At 46.9% G+C, this 18,251-nt stretch carries 19 protein-coding genes; 13 read left to right on the forward strand and 6 right to left on the reverse strand.

Annotated elements, in window-relative coordinates; genetic code table 11:
- Positions 1 to 8 precede the first annotated feature (8 nt).
- The 4 genes from BCF55_RS08475 to BCF55_RS08490 are packed head-to-tail and all read left to right on the forward strand — an operon-like array spanning position 9 to position 2,528.
- Complete coding sequence (locus tag BCF55_RS08475) at positions 9 to 629, forward strand: DUF1122 family protein (protein WP_121012775.1); 621 nt, start codon at positions 9 to 11, stop codon at positions 627 to 629.
- Positions 608 to 1,582 (forward strand): calcium/sodium antiporter, encoded by a 975-nt coding sequence (locus tag BCF55_RS08480; protein ID WP_121012777.1) that lies wholly within the window; start codon positions 608 to 610, stop codon positions 1,580 to 1,582. Before BCF55_RS08475 ends, BCF55_RS08480 begins: the two co-directional genes overlap by 22 nt.
- A complete protein-coding gene (locus tag BCF55_RS08485; protein ID WP_121012779.1) occupies positions 1,579 to 1,791 on the forward strand; it encodes an AtpZ/AtpI family protein in 213 nt (70 codons plus the stop codon). Before BCF55_RS08480 ends, BCF55_RS08485 begins: the two co-directional genes overlap by 4 nt.
- Before the next feature lie 17 nt (positions 1,792 to 1,808).
- A complete protein-coding gene (locus BCF55_RS08490) occupies positions 1,809 to 2,528 on the forward strand; it encodes a DUF481 domain-containing protein (RefSeq protein WP_121012781.1) in 720 nt (239 codons plus the stop codon).
- Here the strand turns inward: BCF55_RS08490 and BCF55_RS08495 are convergent.
- On the reverse strand, positions 2,525 to 3,418 hold the full coding sequence (locus tag BCF55_RS08495) for a bile acid:sodium symporter (protein ID WP_121012783.1): 894 nt from the start codon (positions 3,416 to 3,418) through the stop codon (positions 2,525 to 2,527). The two genes, BCF55_RS08490 and BCF55_RS08495, sit on opposite strands and share 4 nt — an antisense overlap.
- A gap of 17 nt (positions 3,419 to 3,435) precedes the next feature.
- Between BCF55_RS08495 and purC the strand changes: the two genes are divergently transcribed.
- From purC to rpoD, 3 genes are read left to right on the forward strand one after another with little or no spacing between them, the layout of a single operon-like run.
- Complete coding sequence (gene purC, locus BCF55_RS08500) at positions 3,436 to 4,143, forward strand: phosphoribosylaminoimidazolesuccinocarboxamide synthase (protein WP_121012785.1); 708 nt, start codon at positions 3,436 to 3,438, stop codon at positions 4,141 to 4,143.
- A 51-nt stretch (positions 4,144 to 4,194) separates the two neighbouring features.
- Positions 4,195 to 5,787: a DNA primase gene (gene dnaG, locus BCF55_RS08505; protein ID WP_121012787.1), complete on the forward strand. Its 1,593-nt coding sequence runs from the start codon at positions 4,195 to 4,197 to the stop codon at positions 5,785 to 5,787.
- Between the two features lie 43 nt (positions 5,788 to 5,830).
- A complete protein-coding gene (gene rpoD / locus BCF55_RS08510) occupies positions 5,831 to 7,546 on the forward strand; it encodes an RNA polymerase sigma factor RpoD (protein WP_121012789.1) in 1,716 nt (571 codons plus the stop codon).
- Here the strand turns inward: rpoD and BCF55_RS08515 are convergent.
- From BCF55_RS08515 to BCF55_RS08530, 4 genes are read right to left on the reverse strand one after another with little or no spacing between them, the layout of a single operon-like run.
- Entirely contained in the window at positions 7,543 to 8,427 is an 885-nt protein-coding gene (locus BCF55_RS08515) for an NAD(P)-dependent oxidoreductase (RefSeq protein ID WP_121012791.1), read from the reverse strand. The two genes, rpoD and BCF55_RS08515, sit on opposite strands and share 4 nt — an antisense overlap.
- On the reverse strand, positions 8,424 to 10,133 hold the full coding sequence (locus BCF55_RS08520; RefSeq protein ID WP_121012793.1) for a proline--tRNA ligase: 1,710 nt from the start codon (positions 10,131 to 10,133) through the stop codon (positions 8,424 to 8,426). The genes BCF55_RS08515 and BCF55_RS08520 overlap by 4 nt, the downstream gene beginning before the upstream one ends.
- A gap of 19 nt (positions 10,134 to 10,152) precedes the next feature.
- Positions 10,153 to 10,476: a hypothetical protein gene (locus BCF55_RS08525; protein ID WP_121012795.1), complete on the reverse strand. Its 324-nt coding sequence runs from the start codon at positions 10,474 to 10,476 to the stop codon at positions 10,153 to 10,155.
- Positions 10,464 to 11,219, reverse strand: coding sequence for an SAM hydrolase/SAM-dependent halogenase family protein (locus BCF55_RS08530; RefSeq protein WP_211322890.1), 756 nt, complete (start codon positions 11,217 to 11,219; stop codon positions 10,464 to 10,466). Before BCF55_RS08530 ends, BCF55_RS08525 begins: the two co-directional genes overlap by 13 nt.
- Before the next feature lie 59 nt (positions 11,220 to 11,278).
- On the opposite strand from BCF55_RS08530, the gene BCF55_RS08535 reads away from it, so the two are divergent.
- Genes BCF55_RS08535 through rpsU form a run of 4 tightly spaced genes read left to right on the forward strand, consistent with a single transcriptional unit; the run spans position 11,279 to position 14,234 of the window.
- Positions 11,279 to 12,730, forward strand: a complete 1,452-nt coding sequence (locus BCF55_RS08535) for an ATPase domain-containing protein (RefSeq protein ID WP_121012799.1) — start codon at positions 11,279 to 11,281, stop codon at positions 12,728 to 12,730.
- On the forward strand, positions 12,727 to 13,077 hold the full coding sequence (locus tag BCF55_RS08540; RefSeq protein WP_121012801.1) for a response regulator: 351 nt from the start codon (positions 12,727 to 12,729) through the stop codon (positions 13,075 to 13,077). The genes BCF55_RS08535 and BCF55_RS08540 overlap by 4 nt, the downstream gene beginning before the upstream one ends.
- Positions 13,078 to 13,085: 8 nt before the next feature.
- Positions 13,086 to 13,973, forward strand: a complete 888-nt coding sequence (locus tag BCF55_RS08545) for a GGDEF domain-containing protein (protein WP_170144779.1) — start codon at positions 13,086 to 13,088, stop codon at positions 13,971 to 13,973.
- A gap of 57 nt (positions 13,974 to 14,030) precedes the next feature.
- Complete coding sequence (rpsU, locus tag BCF55_RS08550; protein WP_121012805.1) at positions 14,031 to 14,234, forward strand: 30S ribosomal protein S21; 204 nt, start codon at positions 14,031 to 14,033, stop codon at positions 14,232 to 14,234.
- Here the strand turns inward: rpsU and BCF55_RS08555 are convergent.
- Positions 14,227 to 15,195 carry a gluconokinase gene (locus BCF55_RS08555; RefSeq protein WP_121012807.1) on the reverse strand — a complete coding sequence of 323 codons (969 nt, stop codon included), beginning with the start codon at positions 15,193 to 15,195 and terminating at the stop codon, positions 14,227 to 14,229. The two genes, rpsU and BCF55_RS08555, sit on opposite strands and share 8 nt — an antisense overlap.
- 75 nt (positions 15,196 to 15,270) lie before the next feature.
- On the opposite strand from BCF55_RS08555, the gene infB reads away from it, so the two are divergent.
- Both infB and BCF55_RS08565 read left to right on the forward strand, forming a co-directional pair.
- The gene (gene infB, locus BCF55_RS08560) at positions 15,271 to 17,628 is read left to right on the forward strand and encodes a translation initiation factor IF-2 (protein WP_121012809.1); all 2,358 of its coding nucleotides are present in this window, start codon (positions 15,271 to 15,273) and stop codon (positions 17,626 to 17,628) included.
- The gene (locus tag BCF55_RS08565) at positions 17,592 to 18,248 is read left to right on the forward strand and encodes a 7-carboxy-7-deazaguanine synthase QueE (RefSeq protein WP_121012811.1); all 657 of its coding nucleotides are present in this window, start codon (positions 17,592 to 17,594) and stop codon (positions 18,246 to 18,248) included. The genes infB and BCF55_RS08565 overlap by 37 nt, the downstream gene beginning before the upstream one ends.
- The last annotated feature ends 3 nt before the right edge of the window (positions 18,249 to 18,251 follow it).

Raw genomic sequence — 18,251 nt, forward strand, 5'->3', positions numbered from 1 at the left:
TCTCTGTCATGCTGGCGTTTCTTGTGGATAAACTCAAGAAGGGATTCAAAACCGAGGAGGGACTACTTTTAAGGGCAGATGCAAAAAAGGGGAGATTTGCAGAGGAGATAAACCTTGACATTTATTTAAGGAAGGGAAACAGAGAGAGTCTCTTGCTTCACGCTAAGCTTTTCTTAGGCAGGGGACATTACAGAGAGTGGATAGAACTGTTCGGCTTAAGAAGGGAGGTCTATGGAAAACCCTTTTTCGGTTCTAAACTGGAAAGTCTAATCCTTGACCTCTTCGCACCTCATACAGGACGACTCTTCGTTGAATACTTTGAAGACTTAGAAACAGCAAGGGAGTTAAAGTTGGGGGTTCCACCACCCCTTTCCAGGCTCGGTTTTGAGCTCGCCAAGAGAGGATTCACCTATGTCAGAGACTGGTACATACCTGAAGGATTGATGGAAGGGGGGCACAAACTTCAGGGGGAGAAAACGAGCGACCTGGAGGTTCAGAGAAGAAGAATTGAAAGGTTGAGGAGAGAGCTTGAGGAATTTCTCAAGAGCAGCGGGAATGAAGAGGTTAAGGCTATAGCCATTGAACGGTTTAAAATATTTGAGAGTTTATGGGCACAGAAATCCTTATAAGCGTAATCAAACTGGTTTTTGGTCTGGCTATCCTGGTGAAAGGTGCTGACCTTCTTATCACCGGAGCTTCAGGATTAGCGAGGAGAGCTGGAATACCTGAGTTCGTCATAGGTCTTACCCTAGTCGCCTTCGGAACTTCCCTACCGGAGCTTACGGTGAACGTACAGGCAAGCCTTCAGAAGGCTTCGGAGATAACCCTGGGAAACGTAATAGGCTCAAACATAGCCAATATCCTCTTGATACTCGGCATAGCAGGTATCATAAGACCTTTATCAATACACAAGACCTTTGTAAAGAAGGAGATACCTCTGAACTTCCTGAGCATTCTGGTTCTTTTTGCTATGGTATCAGATAAGCTCCTTGACGGGAGCTCCCAGTCTTTAGTGTCTCGTTCCGAAGGGCTTGTCCTTGTGACCACCTTCATGGGTTACCTTTACTTCCTCGCAGCCTTTTTAGAAAGGGACGAAGTTGAAGAGCAAGAAGTGCAAATAGGTTATGCGAAGGGAACAGCTTTCATAGTTCTTGGACTTGCAGGGCTGATATTCGGTGCCAACTGGACTGTTAGCGGAGGTGTGAACCTTGCCCTTGCCTTGGGAGTAAGCCAAGCGATAATAGGTCTCTTCCTGATAGCGGTAGGCACATCGCTCCCCGAGCTTCTAACCTCAGCTGTGGCAGCCTATAGAGGGAATTCGGATATAGCTATAGGGAATGTAGCCGGTTCAAACATATTTAACGTTTCCCTCGTTCTTGGTGCAAGCGCCCTCGTAAATCCCATACCAGTGCCCGAAAGAGTTTTCAAAGACCTGGTCGTGCTCTTCATAGCCACTTTCCTGTTGCTGGTGTCCAATTATACTGGTAGGCGGTACACGATATCCAGGTGGGAAGGAGGTCTATTTTTATTAATTTATACGGTATACGCTCTATACTCTTGGTATGTGGAGATCACCCAATGAGAGGTAAGGATATAGCAGCCCTTACGGTGGGTCTGAACCTCGTGGGGGGAATAATAGCAGGTCTTTTGGTGGGCTACTTCGTGGATTGGGGAGCCGAGAACTGGTTCGGTGTGAAGACCTCTCCCTGGGGATTACTGATTTTCTTCTTCATAGGTATAATCTCCGGCTTCAGGAACGCTTACAGGGACATGAAGAGGCTTGAAGATTAGTCTATAATACCAAGCCCATGAGGAAAGCTGTTCTGATGACACTGGTTTCAGTCTGCCTGGCATACCCCTCTGAAAGTTCGGAAGAAAAGCTCTGGAGTATCCACATAGAATTTTCTTACGTTAGCACTTCTGGTAACGTAAGGACCCAAACACTCTCAGAGAAGCTTGAGATAAAAAGAGAAGGCAGGGTGCACAGAGTCTTTCTGAAAAACTCAGCCCTGTACGCTACCCAGGAGGGAAGCGAAACAGCAAACAGGATTGACGCAAGCGCGAGGTATGAGAGGCTCTTTACAAAGAGGTTCTTCGGCTTCCTAACCACAGGATATGAGAGGGATAAATTCTCAGGATACGAGTACAAGCTCAACGGTGGTCCAGGTATAGGTTATGACCTTTTAAAAACCAAGAGACACGAGCTAAAGCTCCTCATGGCTACACCTTACTACTACAACAAAGTAGAAAACGACGGTGTGGACAATTATGCATCTGCGAGGGCAGAGGTATACTACCAGTGGAACATAAGGGAAAATCTGAAGTTTAAAGAAAGTGCAAACTATTTGGTAAAGCTCTCGGACACAAAGACCTACTTCTTAAACTCAGAAACCTCCCTTGAGGTGAAAGTGAACAGCTACATCTCTTTAGGTGTAGGGTATAAGGTGGCTTACCAGAACAAACCCCCTGAGCCAGGAATAAAGAGGACAGATACAACCTTCTCAACCTCACTGATAATTGACTTTTAAATCCTCCTGAAGAGAACAGAGAGCAAGACCCCAAGTATGTTCTGGGAGAGGCTGAAAACCGCCGAAGGGAGGGCTGAAAGCTGGGAGAAGAACTTCAGAGCGAGCACCGTTGAGAGCCCAGAATTCTGCATACCAACCTCTATGGAGAGGGTTTTGGCAAGTTTGTTATCAAGCCCGGCAAGCTTCCCGAAAAGGAAACCCAAAACAAAGCCTGTAAGGTTGTGAAGGATGACAACACTAAGTATGAGAAGGCTTACAGCCTGTAATTTCTCCTTGTTGAGGGCGAATATAACAGCAATTATAAGGGAAATGGCCGTTATGGACAGGTAGGGGAGTAAGCTCTCAATTTTTACAAGTTTTTCCTTCACAAAACCTCTTATGAGCATCCCTCCCAGGACAGGAAAGACCACAACCTTCAGGGTGGTAATAGCCATATCCAGAAAGGGTACCGGAACCAGTTTACCTGCCAGTAGCCACGTCCAGAGAGGTGTAAAGATAGGTGAGAGTAGGGTGGACACCGTGGTCATAGATATGGAGTAGGAGAGCTCCCCACCCGATATGTAAGTCATAAGGTTTGAAGCTGTCCCACCCGGTGCAGAGCCAACGAGAACAACACCGACGACGAGCTCAGGGCTCAAACGTAAAAGCTTTGCAAGGAGGAAACCCGTCAAAGGCATGACTGAAAATTGGAGGAGGGCTCCATATAGGATTATTTGAGGTCTTTTAAATATTCTCTTAAAATCCTCTGGGGTAAGCGTTATACCCATGCTTAGCATTATCACTATAAGGAGGGGAACAATCAGGGGTTTTAAGGGTCTGAAGAGCTCATCAAAGAAAAAGCCAGCAAGGGAAAAGGAGAAAAGGACAATAAGAAATACTACACTCTGCATGGGATTATAATTTTAGAATGCCAGAGAAAGTAAAAAAGCTCTACGAAGGAAAGGCGAAGGTCGTTTATGAGACGGAGGAACCTGACAAGCTCTTACTCTACTTCAAAGACACCACCACAGCCTTTGATGGGGTTAAGAAGGCAGAGCTGAAGGGAAAGGGCTCCCTCAACAACACCATATCAAGTCTTATCTTTGAAATCTTACACAGATACGGTATAAAGACCCATTACATCCAGAAACTTTCCGATAACGAGATGCTCGTCTGGAAGGCTGAGCGCTTTCCTGTTGAGGTTGTTGTCAGAAACTTTGCCGCGGGAAGCGTAGTAAAGAGACTCGGGTTCAAGGAAGGTCAGAGATTTAAAGAACCTCTGGTTGAGTTTTTCTACAAGAGTGACGAGCTTCACGACCCCTTAATCTGCGAGAGCCATATAGAGCTGATGGAGCTCGCCCCTACGGAAACTATCCCACTTATGAAAGAGACAGCCCTTAAGGTAAATGAAATTCTCTCAGGCTTTTTCAAAGAGCACGGTATAACCCTTGTAGACTTTAAGCTTGAATTTGGCAAGCTACCTGATGGGAGCGTTGGTATAGTTGATGAGATATCCCCTGACTCAATGAGACTATGGGATTCGGAGACGGGCGAGAAGCTTGATAAGGACAGGTTCAGGTTTGACCTGGGAGACCTCCTTGAAGGATACAGGGAAATCCTAAAACGCATATCATAACACAAACTGAGCTTGACAGTCTCAATAGGTGAGCTAAATTCTCAAAAGGTAATGCCCTCGGATATAGACGAGCTAAGAAGAGAATTAGATATCGTTGATGTCGTATCCGACTATATACGTTTAGAAAGAGCCGGCAACAACTACAAAGCTAACTGCCCCTTCCATCCCGATAAGACTCCCTCCTTTTACGTTTCACCCTCCAGGCAGATATTCAAATGCTTTGGGTGTGGTGTTGGTGGAGACGCCATAAAGTTCGTATCCCTGTATGAGAACGTGTCCTACATAGAGGCTGCGAGGCAGCTTGCTAAGAGGTACGGAGTAAAGCTGACCATAAGGGAAGAGTCCCCAGAGAACAAAAAGGTTTACGAGGTTCTTGAACAGGTTGCAGAGTTTTACCACTCAAAACTCAGGGAGGACAGAAAGGCACTTGATTACCTTAGAGATAGGGGCATAGACAGCTCAACGATAAAGAAGTTCCACCTTGGGTACTCTTCCTCTTCAGAGGAATTAACGCAACTACTTAAAGACCTAAACGCTCTTGAAATATACGCGAGAACGGGAAACGTAATCCAAATTGATGAGGGTAAGTACAGGGACCTCTTTAGAAACAGGCTGATAATACCTATAAGGGATTCAAGGGGAAGGGTGGTTGGCTTTGGTGGGAGACTTATATCGGGCGAGGGTCCTAAGTACATAAACTCTCCTGAGAGCGATATCTTCAAGAAAAGAGAGCTTCTGTACGGGTTCTATGAAGGTCTTAACTACCTAAGGGAATTAAAAAGCGCCCTGCTTGTTGAAGGGTACTTTGACGTGATCGCCCTCCACCAGGAGGGTTTAAGGAACGCAGTAGCCACCTTGGGAACTTCTCTTGGAAAGGAGCACGCCTCGCTCCTGTCAAGGGTGGTAGAAAAGGTTTACCTCCTCTTTGATGGAGATGAGGCAGGAAGGAAGGCGATGAGATTAGCCATACCACACCTTTTGAAGGAAGGGCTTGAGGTTTACCCTGTATTCCTTCCGGAAGGGCTTGATCCTCACGATTTCATACTCAAAGAAGGAAAGACCGCCCTGAAGGAGGTGATTGAATCCTCTCCAGATATATTTGGACTTCTGCGGGAGAAGATAGTGAAAGGTTATGACGTTGAAAGCTCCGTAAAAGACTTTACCTACTACGTGTCCTTCATGAAGGACGAGATAAAGGCTTACACACTTCTCTCCGAACTGAGCAAACTCACCAGAATCCCCATTGAAGTTCTATCAGCGAAGATGTACAGAACGCCCGAAAGAAGTCAGGAGGCGGAGGATAAGCTCAGCTTCACGGAAAAGGTTTTCCTGAAGGGTTTACTTGAGCTTAGACCTGAAATTGACCTTGAGGAGCTAAACCTCTCTGTCAAAGCTAAAGAGTACGCTCAGAGCATAATAAATGAAGAGTACTACCATATACCGGAAGACATATTAAACCTTAAAACCGGCGATATTGAGAAAGAGTTTGAGGCGAGCCTACAAAAACTCAAGATAGACATACCTAAAGAAGAGCTTACAGAGACAGTCGGTGTCAGAGAATCCGTAAAGGAGTTCATAAGGAAGCATAAGGGTGGTATAAAACCCTCTTCGGTCCGTAAATGGAGGGGAAAGCTTGAAAGTTAAGTTTACAAGTCTAACTTTAATAAATTTATGCAGGAGGTAAAGAATGATAGACAGGGAAAGCCTTAGGCACCTTATTGAAGTCGGCAAGGAGAAGGGGTTCGTCACTTACGACGAGATAAACGAGGTCCTTGAGGAAGACTTTGTCTCGTCGGACGGCTTTGAGGAGCTAATAGACACCCTCGCAAACTTCAATATCCAGGTTGTTGAAAGCGAAGAGGATTACGAGGAGAAAGAGCACATTGATGAGCTCGTAGTATCAACAGAATCCTTCACCGTGATGGGGAGGGACGGAGACCCTGTCAAGCTTTACCTCAAAGAGATGGGAAAGATACCCCTTCTAACCCGCCAACAGGAGATACACTACGCAAAGCAGATAGAGATAGGAAGAAAGATAATGAGGAGGGGACTCCTGAGAAGCTCTTTCCTGGTAGAAAGACTCCTGCAAGATTGGGCTAAGCTCTGCAACGGAAAACTCAAAGTTGGAGACATAATGGACCTTATAGAGGAAGACCCTAACAGTGACTGCTACGAGGAGAACTGCGAAAAGCATGAAAAGTTCTTCATGGAGAAAGGGTTAGAACTTGCAAAGGCTTACAAAGAGCTACTGGACGCCAGGGGGAGGTACATAAGAGAAGGTACGGTGGAAACCAAGAAAGAGTACCTTACCAAGCATGCCCAGATGAACAGGATAGTCCACCAGATGAAGATAAAGTACTCAAAGTTTGAAAGGGTAGCGGACGAGCTTCTCAAGCTTTACCAGAAGTATGTGAGAAAGACCAAAGACTACGAATCAAGAAAGAGGAGGCTCCAGGCGATACACCCAGACATAGACGAACTCATAAACGACTACCTCGCGAGCAGGGAACTTCAGGAAAAGATAAAGAACTCTGGGTACTCCTTTGACAGGTTCAATTCCTTGGTAAGTGAGTACGTGTCCCTGAAAAGGGAGCTGGAAAAACTCAGAAACGAGTTTGGGGTTATACCGGAAGAGATAAAAAGAGTCATGGGAATAATTGAGCGGGGCAGGAAAAAGGTTGTAAAGGCTAAGCAGGTGATGATCCAGTCCAACCTCAGGCTCGTTGTTTCAATAGCGAAGAAGTACGTGAACAGGGGTCTCCACTTCCTTGACCTCATCCAGGAAGGGAACATCGGACTTATGAAGGCGGTTGACAAGTACGACTACAGGAAGGGATACAAGTTCTCCACCTACGCGACCTGGTGGATAAGACAGGCTATAACTAGGGCGATAGCGGACCAGGCGAGGACGATAAGGATACCCGTTCACATGATAGAGACGATAAACAGGATAATAAAGGCTTCTAAGAAGCTCTTCCAGGAGCTCGGCAGAGAGCCTACCCCTGAGGAGATAGCCAAACACCTCGGAATGACACCTGAAAAGGTAAGAAAGGTTTTAAGATCCGCCCAGGAGCCTATATCTCTGGAGACTCCCATAGGGGACGACGAAGACACCTTCCTAAAGGACTTCATAGAGGACAAGTCTGTACCGAACCCTGAGGAGTACGTGTCAAGGAAGCTCCTCAGAGAACAGCTTGAAAAGGTCTTAGAGACCCTCTCAGACAAGGAGAGGGAGATACTCAGGTACCGCTACGGTCTGGTGGACGGGACGGAGTACACCCTTGAGCAGGTCGGCAAGATGTTCAACGTTACGAGGGAGAGGATAAGACAGATAGAGTCCAAGGCGATAAGGAAACTAAGACACCCCTCAAGGGCAAAGTATCTGAAGGACTTTGAGCTTTAAGGGGAGGATTTTCCTCCCTTCTCCTTTATGAGTTTGTATATAACGGAGAAGTCCAGCTCTCCTAATCCCTCAGCTTTAGCGAGCCCGTAGGTCTCCTTAATCGCGGCAGTTGTAAAGGAAAATAGACCGAGCTCCTTTACTAGGTCCTGAGCGTAATGAAGGTCTTTGTATATCAGGTCTGCAGAGAAGTGGGTTGAAAAGTCTTCCTCTAAAAGCTTCTTCTTCTTGACGTCAAGGATGTAGGACTTACCCGCTCCTGTTTCTAAAATCTCTATGAACTGCTCCTTCGGAATTCCCGCCCTCTCAGCTATCGCTATCGCCTCGGCGAGTATGTCCATAATCCCACCTAAGACTATGTTATTCACAAGCTTCACCTTGGTAGCCTTCCCAGCCTCACCGACGTAAAAGATGTTCTTACAGAACTTCTCAAAGAGGGGTTTGTTCTCCTCAAATTTATCCTTGTCTCCCCCGACCACTATGGTCAGCTCCCCTCTTTGGGCAGGAATTACGCTTCCTAAGACGGGTGCGTCAAGGTAGTGAGCTCCGAGCTTCCTGAGTTCATCGTAGGCGAGCTTTGCGTAGGTGAAGTGGTTAGTGGTCATGTCTATGACCGTTTTACCTTTTATATCCCCATGTATGAACCCTTCCTCCCCGAATATCACCCGTTCCGAAGCTTGAGAATCAAAAACTATCACAAATACCCTGTCAACCTCCTTTATCAGCTCCGCCGGACTTTCGGCTACCTTAGCCCCGGTTTCCTTAGCGAAATCCTCAGCCTTCTGCCTTGTCCTGTTCCAGACAACGAGCTCAACCCCCTGCTCAATAAGCCTCTTTGCTATAGCCCTTCCCAGGTGTCCGAGTCCAATGAAGCCTGCCTTCATTTCTTATCCTCCTCTATCATCACCTTAACTTTATTCACCGCCTCCTCTATGGGAACATCCCACCTCTCCCCGGTGGCTCTCTTCTGTATTTCTACCTTTCCCTCTTTAACCTTCTTTCCTACCACTATCCTGTAGGGGAAACCTACCAAATCAGCGTCGGCGAACTTAAAGCCTGCACTCTCTTCCCTGTCGTCGTATATCACCTCTATCCCCTTCTCCTCAGCTTCTATGTAGAGCTTCTCGGCAACCCGAACGAGCTCCTGATCCGACATGTTGAGGCATATTATTTCCAGCTCAAAGGGAGCTACGGGAGTGGGCCACTTTATCCCCTTATCATCGTGGTACTGCTCCACTATCGCCGACATTATCCTTGATATTCCTATTCCGTAACATCCCATAATTATCGGCTTCTCGCTCCCGTCCCTGTCAGCAAAGTAAGCCTTCATGGGCTCGGAATACCTCGTTCCAAGGAGGAATATGTGACCAAGCTCCAGACCCGTTCTAACCTTAAGAGGATTTCCGCACTTCGGACAGGGGTCTCCTTCCCTCACCTGTGCAACATCTACGAACTCCCCGTACTCGTAGTCCCTCCCGGAGTTTGCATTCACGTAGTGGTAATCCGGTTCATTCAAAGCAACGACCATGTTCTTTACCCCGTAAAGGGAGTTGTCCCAGAGGACCCTTATCCCTTCCGGAAGGTTGAATATACCTATAAATCCCTTCTCCGTTCCTAAGAGCTTTTTGACCTCCTCGTCCTCAGCGAGCCTGAAGTTCTCCGTCCCGAGAACAATCTCTAACTTGTTCTCGTCTATCTCCCTGTCGCCTCTTATAAGGACGAGAACGGGCTTCCCGTCCACAATATAGAGAACTGCTTTCATTATCTTGGCGGGAGATACTTTCAGGAAGTTCGCCAGCTCCTCTATCGTTCTCACATTGGGAGTGTGAACCTTCTCAAGGGGTTCCTCTTCCTCCTCTCCGGGCTCGGGCTTGGATAAGGGAATTATCTCGGCGTTGGCTGCGTACCCGCAGTTCTCACAGTAGCCCACCTTAGCCTCCCCGTAGTCTGTGAAAGCTATGAACTCGTGGGACTGCTTCCCGCCTATCTGCCCAACGCTCGCCTCAGCCATTATCACGTTGAGCCTTAACTTTCTGAATATCCTGTCGTAGGCGAACTTCATGGTCTCGTAGGAGACCATCGCCGACATCTCGTCGGTATCAAAGGAGTAGGCGTCCTTCATTATGAACTCCCTTCCCCTTATGAGTCCAAACCTCGGTCTCTTCTCATCCCTGAACTTGACCTGTATCTGGTAGAGTATGACGGGAAGCTGCCTGTAAGAGTGGATCGTTCTCCTTACCAGGTCCGTTATCTCCTCCTCATGGGTCGGTCCGAGGCAGTACTCTCTCCCGTTCCTGTCCTTGAGTCTGAAGAGCTCGTTCCCGTAGGTCTCCCACCTTCCCGTTTCCTTCCAGAGCTCCGCCGGGTTGAGGACGGTAAGGAGAAGCTCCTGAGCACCGGAGCGGTCCATCTCCTTCCTGACAACGTTCTCTATCTTTCTTAGAACTCTCCAGCCTGCGGGGAGTATCTCGTATATCCCCGCCGAGACCTGCTTTATAAAGCCCGCCTTCAAGAGCAGTCTGTGGGAAGGTGCCTCAGCCTCCGCCGGCTCCTCTTTAAGCGTATAAAGAAAGTATCTGCTCCACCTCATGGAGAATATTGTAAGGCTTTTACATGTTGCTGAGCCCCGGAGCAAGGGCACAAAGGAGGGCGATGCAGGAGGACCAGAAGAGAACAGTTCCGACAATTGTTGATATTATGGCTTGTTTTGCGGGTCTCTCAACCCTAAAGAGTTTGAAGTAAAAGTAAGAGGCTCCGAAGCCGGCGAGTATTGAAAGGAAAGGAGAGAGCTGAAAGTAAAGCTCCCTGAAGGAATATATCAGGCGCGGGAAGGTGTCGGGCAGGACTATCGGGACTAAAATGTGCATAAAGAAAACGAACCCTGAAGCTACAACAATATGAAGGTATAAGAGGACTTCCTTCAGGAGAGCCAAACCTTAACCTCCTCTCCGAGCCGTAGCCCAAATTTCTCCCTTGCGTTTCCCATCGGAGTGAAGAGCTCCATTAAACCGAAACTCCCACAGATTAAATTCAGTTTCTCACTCTCCCCTGCCTGAAAGAAGGGAACTACCTTTAAGTTCTCCCCTCTGAACTCTCCATGGGAGTAGCTCCCGCAGGGAATGTTGGTTACAGCGTTTCCGAACCTGTCAAAGTGAATTATCTCACCTCTTAGCGTGTTTTCCTCTCTCTTGACTTCCGGGAAGCTGAGCTTAAGCTCGTAGTCTATCCTCCTACCGAACTCCTCTAAAGGGGTTCCCTTGGATATGTAAGCGGCGGCGGGAGCGAAGATGTCCCTCCCGTGGAAGGTGTTGTTCACCCTCGGTAGTTGATACTTTTCATTCTCTAAAACCACCGCCGAAGGCGGTCCTTCTAACTCTCTAACTACAAGGTCAAATACTCCGTTGTCGGGTCCGACGAAGAAATACTCACCAACCTTCAGGGCTACGGGCTTCCTCTCAGAGCCCACACCGGGGTCAACCACGGCAACGAAGACGGTTCCCTTCGGGAAGTATCTGTAGTGGGCTTTTAGAAGGAGTGCTCCCTCCAGGATGTTGAAGGGTTCAACCTCGTGGGATATATCAACTATCTGAACACCGGGGTTTATGGAGAGAATAACGCCTTTCATAGCTCCCACGAAACCGTCCCGTGTCCCGAAGTCGGTCAGAAGAGCTATCATCAGCTTAATTTTAATGTTCTTTATGCCGAAGTATAATCAGTAGGTAAGGAGGTTACTTCATGGGAAGGTTATCAACAGGGATTAAAGGTTTAGATAAGGTTCTGTACGGGGGATTCCTGAAGCAGAAAGCCTACTTGATTTCTGGTGGTCCGGGAGCAGGCAAAACTACATTCTGCCTCCACTTCCTTGAGGAAGGGAGCAGGAAAGGAGAGAACTGTCTATTTATAAGTCTTGGTGAAAGGGAAAAACAGATAAGGGAAAACGCCAAAGACCTCGGCTTAAAGCTCAAAAAGGTTTACTTCTTGGACCTCAGTCCATCATCAGACTACTTCGTTAACCTTGAGAGCTACGATATATTTTCTCCGGCAGAGGTTGAGAAGGAACCTGTTGCCAACGCTATAAAGGAGGCCGTAGAAAGCTACAAACCAAAGAGGGTAGTCATTGACTCCCTGACCCAATTCAGGTATCTGGCAACAGACGTATTCCAGTTCAGAAAGGAAGTTCTCTCTCTACTCAGATACCTGGCGGATAACGGAGCCACGGTTGTCTTCACCTCGGAAGCAAGCCAAGAAACTCCAGACGATGACCTCAGATTCTTGAGTGATGGCGTGATAGACCTCTTTGTCGGTGAGGATTACAGATACTTAGTGGTTAGAAAGTTCAGAGGTTCTGAATTCTTGTCGGGAACCCACACCTATGAAATAAAGACAGGTAAAGGAGTTGTGGTTTATCCGCGCCTGCACTTTGAAAGCGTTCAGCCTACCTTTGGAAATTTTGAGAAGCTCTCCTTTGGAGTACCAGAAATAGATGAGCTTCTCTACGGAGGGATAGAGAGGTCAACTGTTTCTATCGTGGCAGGTCCTAGTGGAACTGGGAAAACCACCCTCTGCATGCAGTTTCTAAAGGAAGCTTCGGGAAGGGGAGAGCGCTCGGTTCTTTATACCTTTGAAGAAGCCCCAGCAAAGATAATAAACAGATGTGAACAGGTCAATATCCCTGCAAAACACATGGTTGAAAAGGGCACACTGGAAATAGTGTATGTTCCTCCAAATATCTACACAGCAGACGCTTTTGCAGAAATGGTTAAGGAGGACGTGGAGAAGAATAAAACCCAAATAGTCATGATTGATTCTACTTCAGGGTACGATGAGGCAATAATAGGAAAGAAAAACTTACCCTATCTGTTCAACCTGTGTAAATATCTGTCTCTGAACGGAGTAACTGTCCTGCTTCCGACAGAGGTAAAGAATATCACCGGTGATTTTGTAATATCTAACTACGACATAAGCTATGTCGCAGACAACATCTTATTCCTTAGATACATAGAGGTAAAGGGTCAACTCAGGAGAACTATAGGTGTGTTGAAAAAGCGGTTAAGCAACTTTGAAAAAACATTGAGGGAATTTGAGATTACTCAATACGGCATAAAGGTTGGAGAACCCCTTCGCAACCTTGAAAATATACTCACAGGAACACCAAGACTTATAGATGAGAAGGAGCAGCGGAGTTGAAGAAGGTCTTGCTTCTGAACAAAAACAGAAAGAACCTTGAAATACTCTCTGACTTTCTGAAAAAGCACAACTTTGAATCCTATTTAGCTCACGATTATGAAACCTTAAAGGGTTTTATTGAAAAGGGAGATTTTGAAGTGGCTCTCATAGATATAAGCGGATTTGATACAAGAATTTGGGACTACACAAAGGCTCTGCAGGACAAAGGGATACCCTTCGTTTTGATCTCCACAGCTACTAAAGGTAAAGACGATACCCAGCTTGTAGGAAGGGGTGCCGGAGCTATCCTTGCGAAACCCCTATCACCTAAGAGGCTCTTAGAAGTGATAAATGCTTTAATTGTATGAGTGCAGATATGGAAGGGCAGAAGATCGCTATCTTTCTAAATAACAAGAAGAACGAACAGCTACTCCAGGATTATCTGAGTGACAAGTATGAGATATTGACAGCCGTTAACCTTGAAAGTTTAGAGGAGGTTGACCTGATAATAGTGGACGGTGTGCGTTTGAAAGAATACAGGGAGAGGATTGAGGAGCTTAAAAAGGGTGAAGAGCCTGTTTTCTTGCCCGTTCTGCTTGTTACCACCAAGAAGGACATAAAACTTTACAAAAATGAGCTGTTCAGGATAGTTGATGAAGTCATAACGATACCTATAGAGAGACTGGAACTCCTCGCCAGGCTTTACAACCTCCTCAGGGTAAGGACTCTCACACTCATACTGGAACAAGAATCCATAGCTGACCCTTTGACTGGACTATTTAATAGAAGATATATGAAGGAAATATTAGAAAAGGAATTCATGAGAGCAAAAAGGTATAACCTGCCCCTTAGCCTGCTCATGATTGATATTGACTTTTTCAAGAAGATAAACGATACCTACGGACACACGGTTGGTGACCAGGTTCTGATTGAGGTAAGCAGGAGGCTACTAAACTCTCTTCGCCAAATAGATTCAGCATCAAGGTGGGGAGGGGAAGAGTTCTTAGTTGTACTTCCGAACACTGGAAGACGTGGAGCAATAGCTGTCGGAGAAAGGATAAGGGAAGAGGTTGCAAAGGAGCCAGTTGTAACAGACAAGGGAGACAAGATATGGGCAACTGTGAGCGTTGGTGTCGCAAGCCTTGAAGGTAGCACCGATGAGTATGAGTCCCTTAAGCCTGGGGATATGATAGAGCTGGCGGACAAAGCACTCTACAGGGCAAAGAGGTCAGGCAGAAACAGGGTATTATGTCTTCAAGACTGATACCCTCCTGAAGTATGTGGTATAATTTGTCCTTTGAAACCTAAGGAGGTGATGTAGTTGGCGGTTGTTATAGTTCACGAAGGAGAGCCAGCCGATAAGGTGCTGAGAAGGTTCAAACGCCTCGTTGACCAAGAGCAGATACTTACCGAGGTAAAGAGAAGGGAGTTTTACGAAAAGCCGAGCGAGCTCAAGAAGAAGCGCGAGAGGGCAAGGAGAAAGAGGATACTAAAGGCTCTCAAAAAACAACAGCAGCTTATGTAAGCTTTATCTCCTGTGCATACCTTCTGGCGAGCTTGAAGAGCTTCCTCGCCTTTTCCTTAGCCTTTTCCTTTTCCTCCTCCGGTACGTGAGGATCGTCTAAGAGGAAGCTCGTAACTTTTCCCCTCACATAGGCTCTGTAGCACTTGAAGAAGGGAAGAAATATGCTGAACTCAGGGTCTTTAGTTCTCTTTAAGTATTCCTCTTCATAAACCCCTCTGAGGTCCTCCCTTCCGAAGAAGTCCAGCTCCATTGATAGAAAGCACATATCATTGAGGACATCTCCATACCTGAAGCGGTCGTTAAACTCTATACAGTCAAAGATGCATACTCCCTCCTCCAAAAAGGCAACGTGCTCAAGCCTTATATCCCCGTGTCCGTCCCTTATCCTCCCCTCCTTTATACGTTTGTAGAAGAGCTCTTCATAGGTCTCATAGAACCGGTCAGTCCTATCCTTGATGAATTCGTAATCCTCCTTCATTATAGTTGTCCCTATGTACTTCTCTGTCTGCATAAAGTTCTCGTCCGTGTTAAACTTCATCACCTCTGGTTTTCCGAACTCGTCCACCCTGTCTGCCGAAAGGTGAAACTCAGCCACGACCCTTGCCACCTTAACCATATCCTCAGCTGTTGTCTCGCCAAGTCTGTTAAGAAGCAGCCTTTTATCGGGTATCCTCCTCATCTTCACAGCATACTCAACAACGTTCCTATCGTCCTCTATCCTCCACTTACCACCGACCTCGCTTATGGGAACTACTCCGATGTAAACCCACGGGCAGAGCCTCCTGTTGAGGACAACTTCCTTATCGCAGTTCTCCTTCCTCTTCTCAAGGGTTGAATAGTCCAGGAAGCCAAAATTCACGGGTTTCTTGACCTTGTAAACTATATCCTTTAGGATAATCACCCAGGAGGTGTGTGTCTGGACGAGTGCTCCACCCAAACTCTTTGCAAGCTCTTCCACCATAAAGTGATATTATACGTGGGCTGTGACATTTAAAGGTCTCAAGCCTATAATATATCTCTTAGGAGGTTTGAAGTATTGGAAAAGAAGCGTGTTCAAGATGTCGCTAAGGAGCTTGGCTTAAAACCTAAGAAGCTCATTCAGTTCTTAGAGGAGTGGGCTCCGAGGGACGATGAAAAGAGATGGTCTAACTTTCATATCCTTGAAGATGAGCAGCTTGAAATGATCTATCAGGAGTTTGGAAAACCCAAGGTCAAGGAGGCTACAGTTGCTGTAGAAGAGGAAGAGGTCAAAAAGGAAGCTGCCCCCGAAGAGGAGGAAGAGATTAAGGTAGAGGAGAAACCTATAGAGGAGGTCGTAGCCGAAGTTTTAGGTAAGGAGTTAAAGGAGGAGAAGGCTAAAGAAGAGCTTAAACCGCCAAGACCCGAAAGAAAGCCACGGGTAGAAAAGAGAAGACCCGTAAGGGAGTTTAAGAGGCCCCCAAAAGCTGAGGAAAAGCCTAAAGAAGTTCCAGAGCCTGTTGAGGAAAAGAAAGAAGTTAAGAAACCTCAAGCTGTGGAAGAGGAAAAGAAGAAGGAGAAACTATCCAAGGAAGAGGAACAGCTCCTGAAAAAGCTCCAGCAGCAGATGGAGCGGGAAAAGAAAAAGGAGGAAAAGAGGCAGAAGGAGAAGAAGGAAGAGGAAATAAAGATAGTTGAGATATACGAAGGCATAACTGTCAGAGAACTTGCAGATATGCTCCACGTTCCGGCGAATAAGGTCATGGAAGCCCTCCTCAAGAAAGGTATCCTGGCAACAATAAATCAGGCTGTTCCAACTGAGGTAGCCATTGAGATAGCGGAGAGCTTCGGATTTCTTGCAGAAGCCAAGAAGGAGGAAGAGGAGGAAGTCCTCATAGAGGAGATACCAGACAGACCCGAAGACCTGAAACCCAGACCACCCATAGTTGTAGTTATGGGACACGTTGACCACGGAAAAACTACCCTCCTTGACACAATAAGGAAGACAAACGTTGCTGAGAAGGAAAAGGGAGGGATAACACAGCACATAGGAGCTTCTCAGGTTAAACTCCAGGACGGTAGAGTGATTACCTTCCTTGATACTCCGGGGCACGAAGCCTTCACAAGCCTGAGGGCGAGGGGTGCTCAGATTACGGATATAGCAGTGCTGGTTGTGGCTGCCGACGATGGGGTTATGCCCCAGACCGTAGAGGCTATAAACCATGCAAAAGCCTTCAACGTCCCAATAGTGGTGGCAGTAAACAAGATAGATAAGCCGGGAGCGGACCCCATGAGGGTCAGAAGAGAGCTCTCTGAACACGGGCTTATACCCGAAGAGTGGGGAGGAGATACGGTCTTTGTGGATGTTTCAGCCAAGACAGGACAGGGGGTTGACCAACTCCTTGAGATGATAGGTCTGGTCGCCGATATCCTGGAGCTCAAAGCCAATCCAGATAAAAGGGCAAAGGGGGTGATAATAGAGACCAAGCTGGACAGAAAAAAGGGTCCAACAGCCACAGTCATAGTTCAGGAGGGAACGCTCCGCGTCGGAGACATATTCGTTGCGGGAATAACAAACGGCAGGGTAAGGGCTATGTTTGATGATAAAGGTCGCCAGGTTAAGGAGGCAAAGCCCTCTACCCCCGTTGAGGTTCTGGGATTTGAAGAGCTCCCTGAGGCTGGTGATACCCTGATCGTTGTTGACAGTGAGAAGAAGGCAAGGGATCTCGCCTTAAAGCTAAAGACTAAGAGGGAAAAGGAAGAGAAGTTAGCCCAGGGGGTAAGGCTTGAGGATATTTACAAGAAGATAGAGGCTGGCGAGATTAAAGAGCTCAGGGTAATTGTGAAAGCGGACACCATGGGCTCCTTGGAAGCCCTTAAGAAGTCTCTGGAGGACCTTTCTACCGAAGAGGTGGCGGTGAGAATAATCCACGGAGCGGTAGGGGGCATTACAGAGAATGATGTTATGCTGGCAAAAGCTTCCGGTGCCATAATTATAGGCTTCAACACCAGACCAGACCCTAAAGCAAGGGAGCTAATTGAGAAAGAGAAGGTTGATGTGCGTATGTACGGGATAATTTACCAGGTTATAGACGATGTCAAGAACGCCCTGCAGGGATTACTTACACCTATAGAGAAGGAGAAGGTTCTCGGTTCCGCGGAGGTAAGGGCTACCTTTAAAGTAAAGAAGGTGGGAACGGTCGCAGGATGTTACGTCCTTGATGGAAAAATCGTGAGGGGTGCAAAGGCAAGGCTGATAAGGGATGGTGTCGTTGTTTACGATGGACAGATAGAAAACCTGAAGAGGTTCAAAGAGGATGTTCAGGAAGTTGCGCGAGGGTATGAATGCGGTATAAAACTGAGAGACTTCAACGATATAAAGGTAGGAGACGTCATAGAATGTTACGAGATAAAGTTAGAGCAACCCACACTCTGAGCGTAAATGAGATATATGAGACCGTTCAGGGAGAAGGACTCCTCGTAGGTACGCCCTCCCTATTCATCAGACTTCAGGGGTGCAACCTCAGGTGTCCCTGGTGCGACCAGCCTGAAGCTCTGGAGTTCAAGAGGAAGCCTATTTTGATTGAGGAGCTTCTGAAAAAGCTTTCTACCTCCAAAACCAGGCACGTTGTGATAACAGGAGGAGAGCCTCTGGCACATTCAAACGTCCACATACTGGTAAAAACCCTACTCGGGGAAGGCTTTTCAGTCCAGATAGAGACAAACGGTACCCTCTGGAACGAAGGTCTTGAGGATGTGGCTGAGAGAATACACATAACCTGCTCGCCCAAGGCTGTAGCCAACTTCTTTGTCCATCCGAAGATACTCATGTACGCTAAAGAGCTAAAGTTCGTAGTTGATGAAGAGCTTTCTGAAGAGTCCCTCCTGAGGGAAGAGTTTAAGAGCTTTCTGGAGAAAGGGGTAGTGGTTCTTCAGCCTGAAGGCAACAAACAAACCTACATAAGTAAAGCCCTTGTGATTCAGGACCTTTTACTTGAGAGGGGTTTCCCTGTAAGGGTGATACCTCAGATACACAAGTTCTTAGGTATAAGGTGAAAC

This window comes from Hydrogenivirga caldilitoris (assembly GCF_003664005.1).
GTDB lineage: Bacteria > Aquificota > Aquificia > Aquificales > Aquificaceae > Hydrogenivirga > Hydrogenivirga caldilitoris.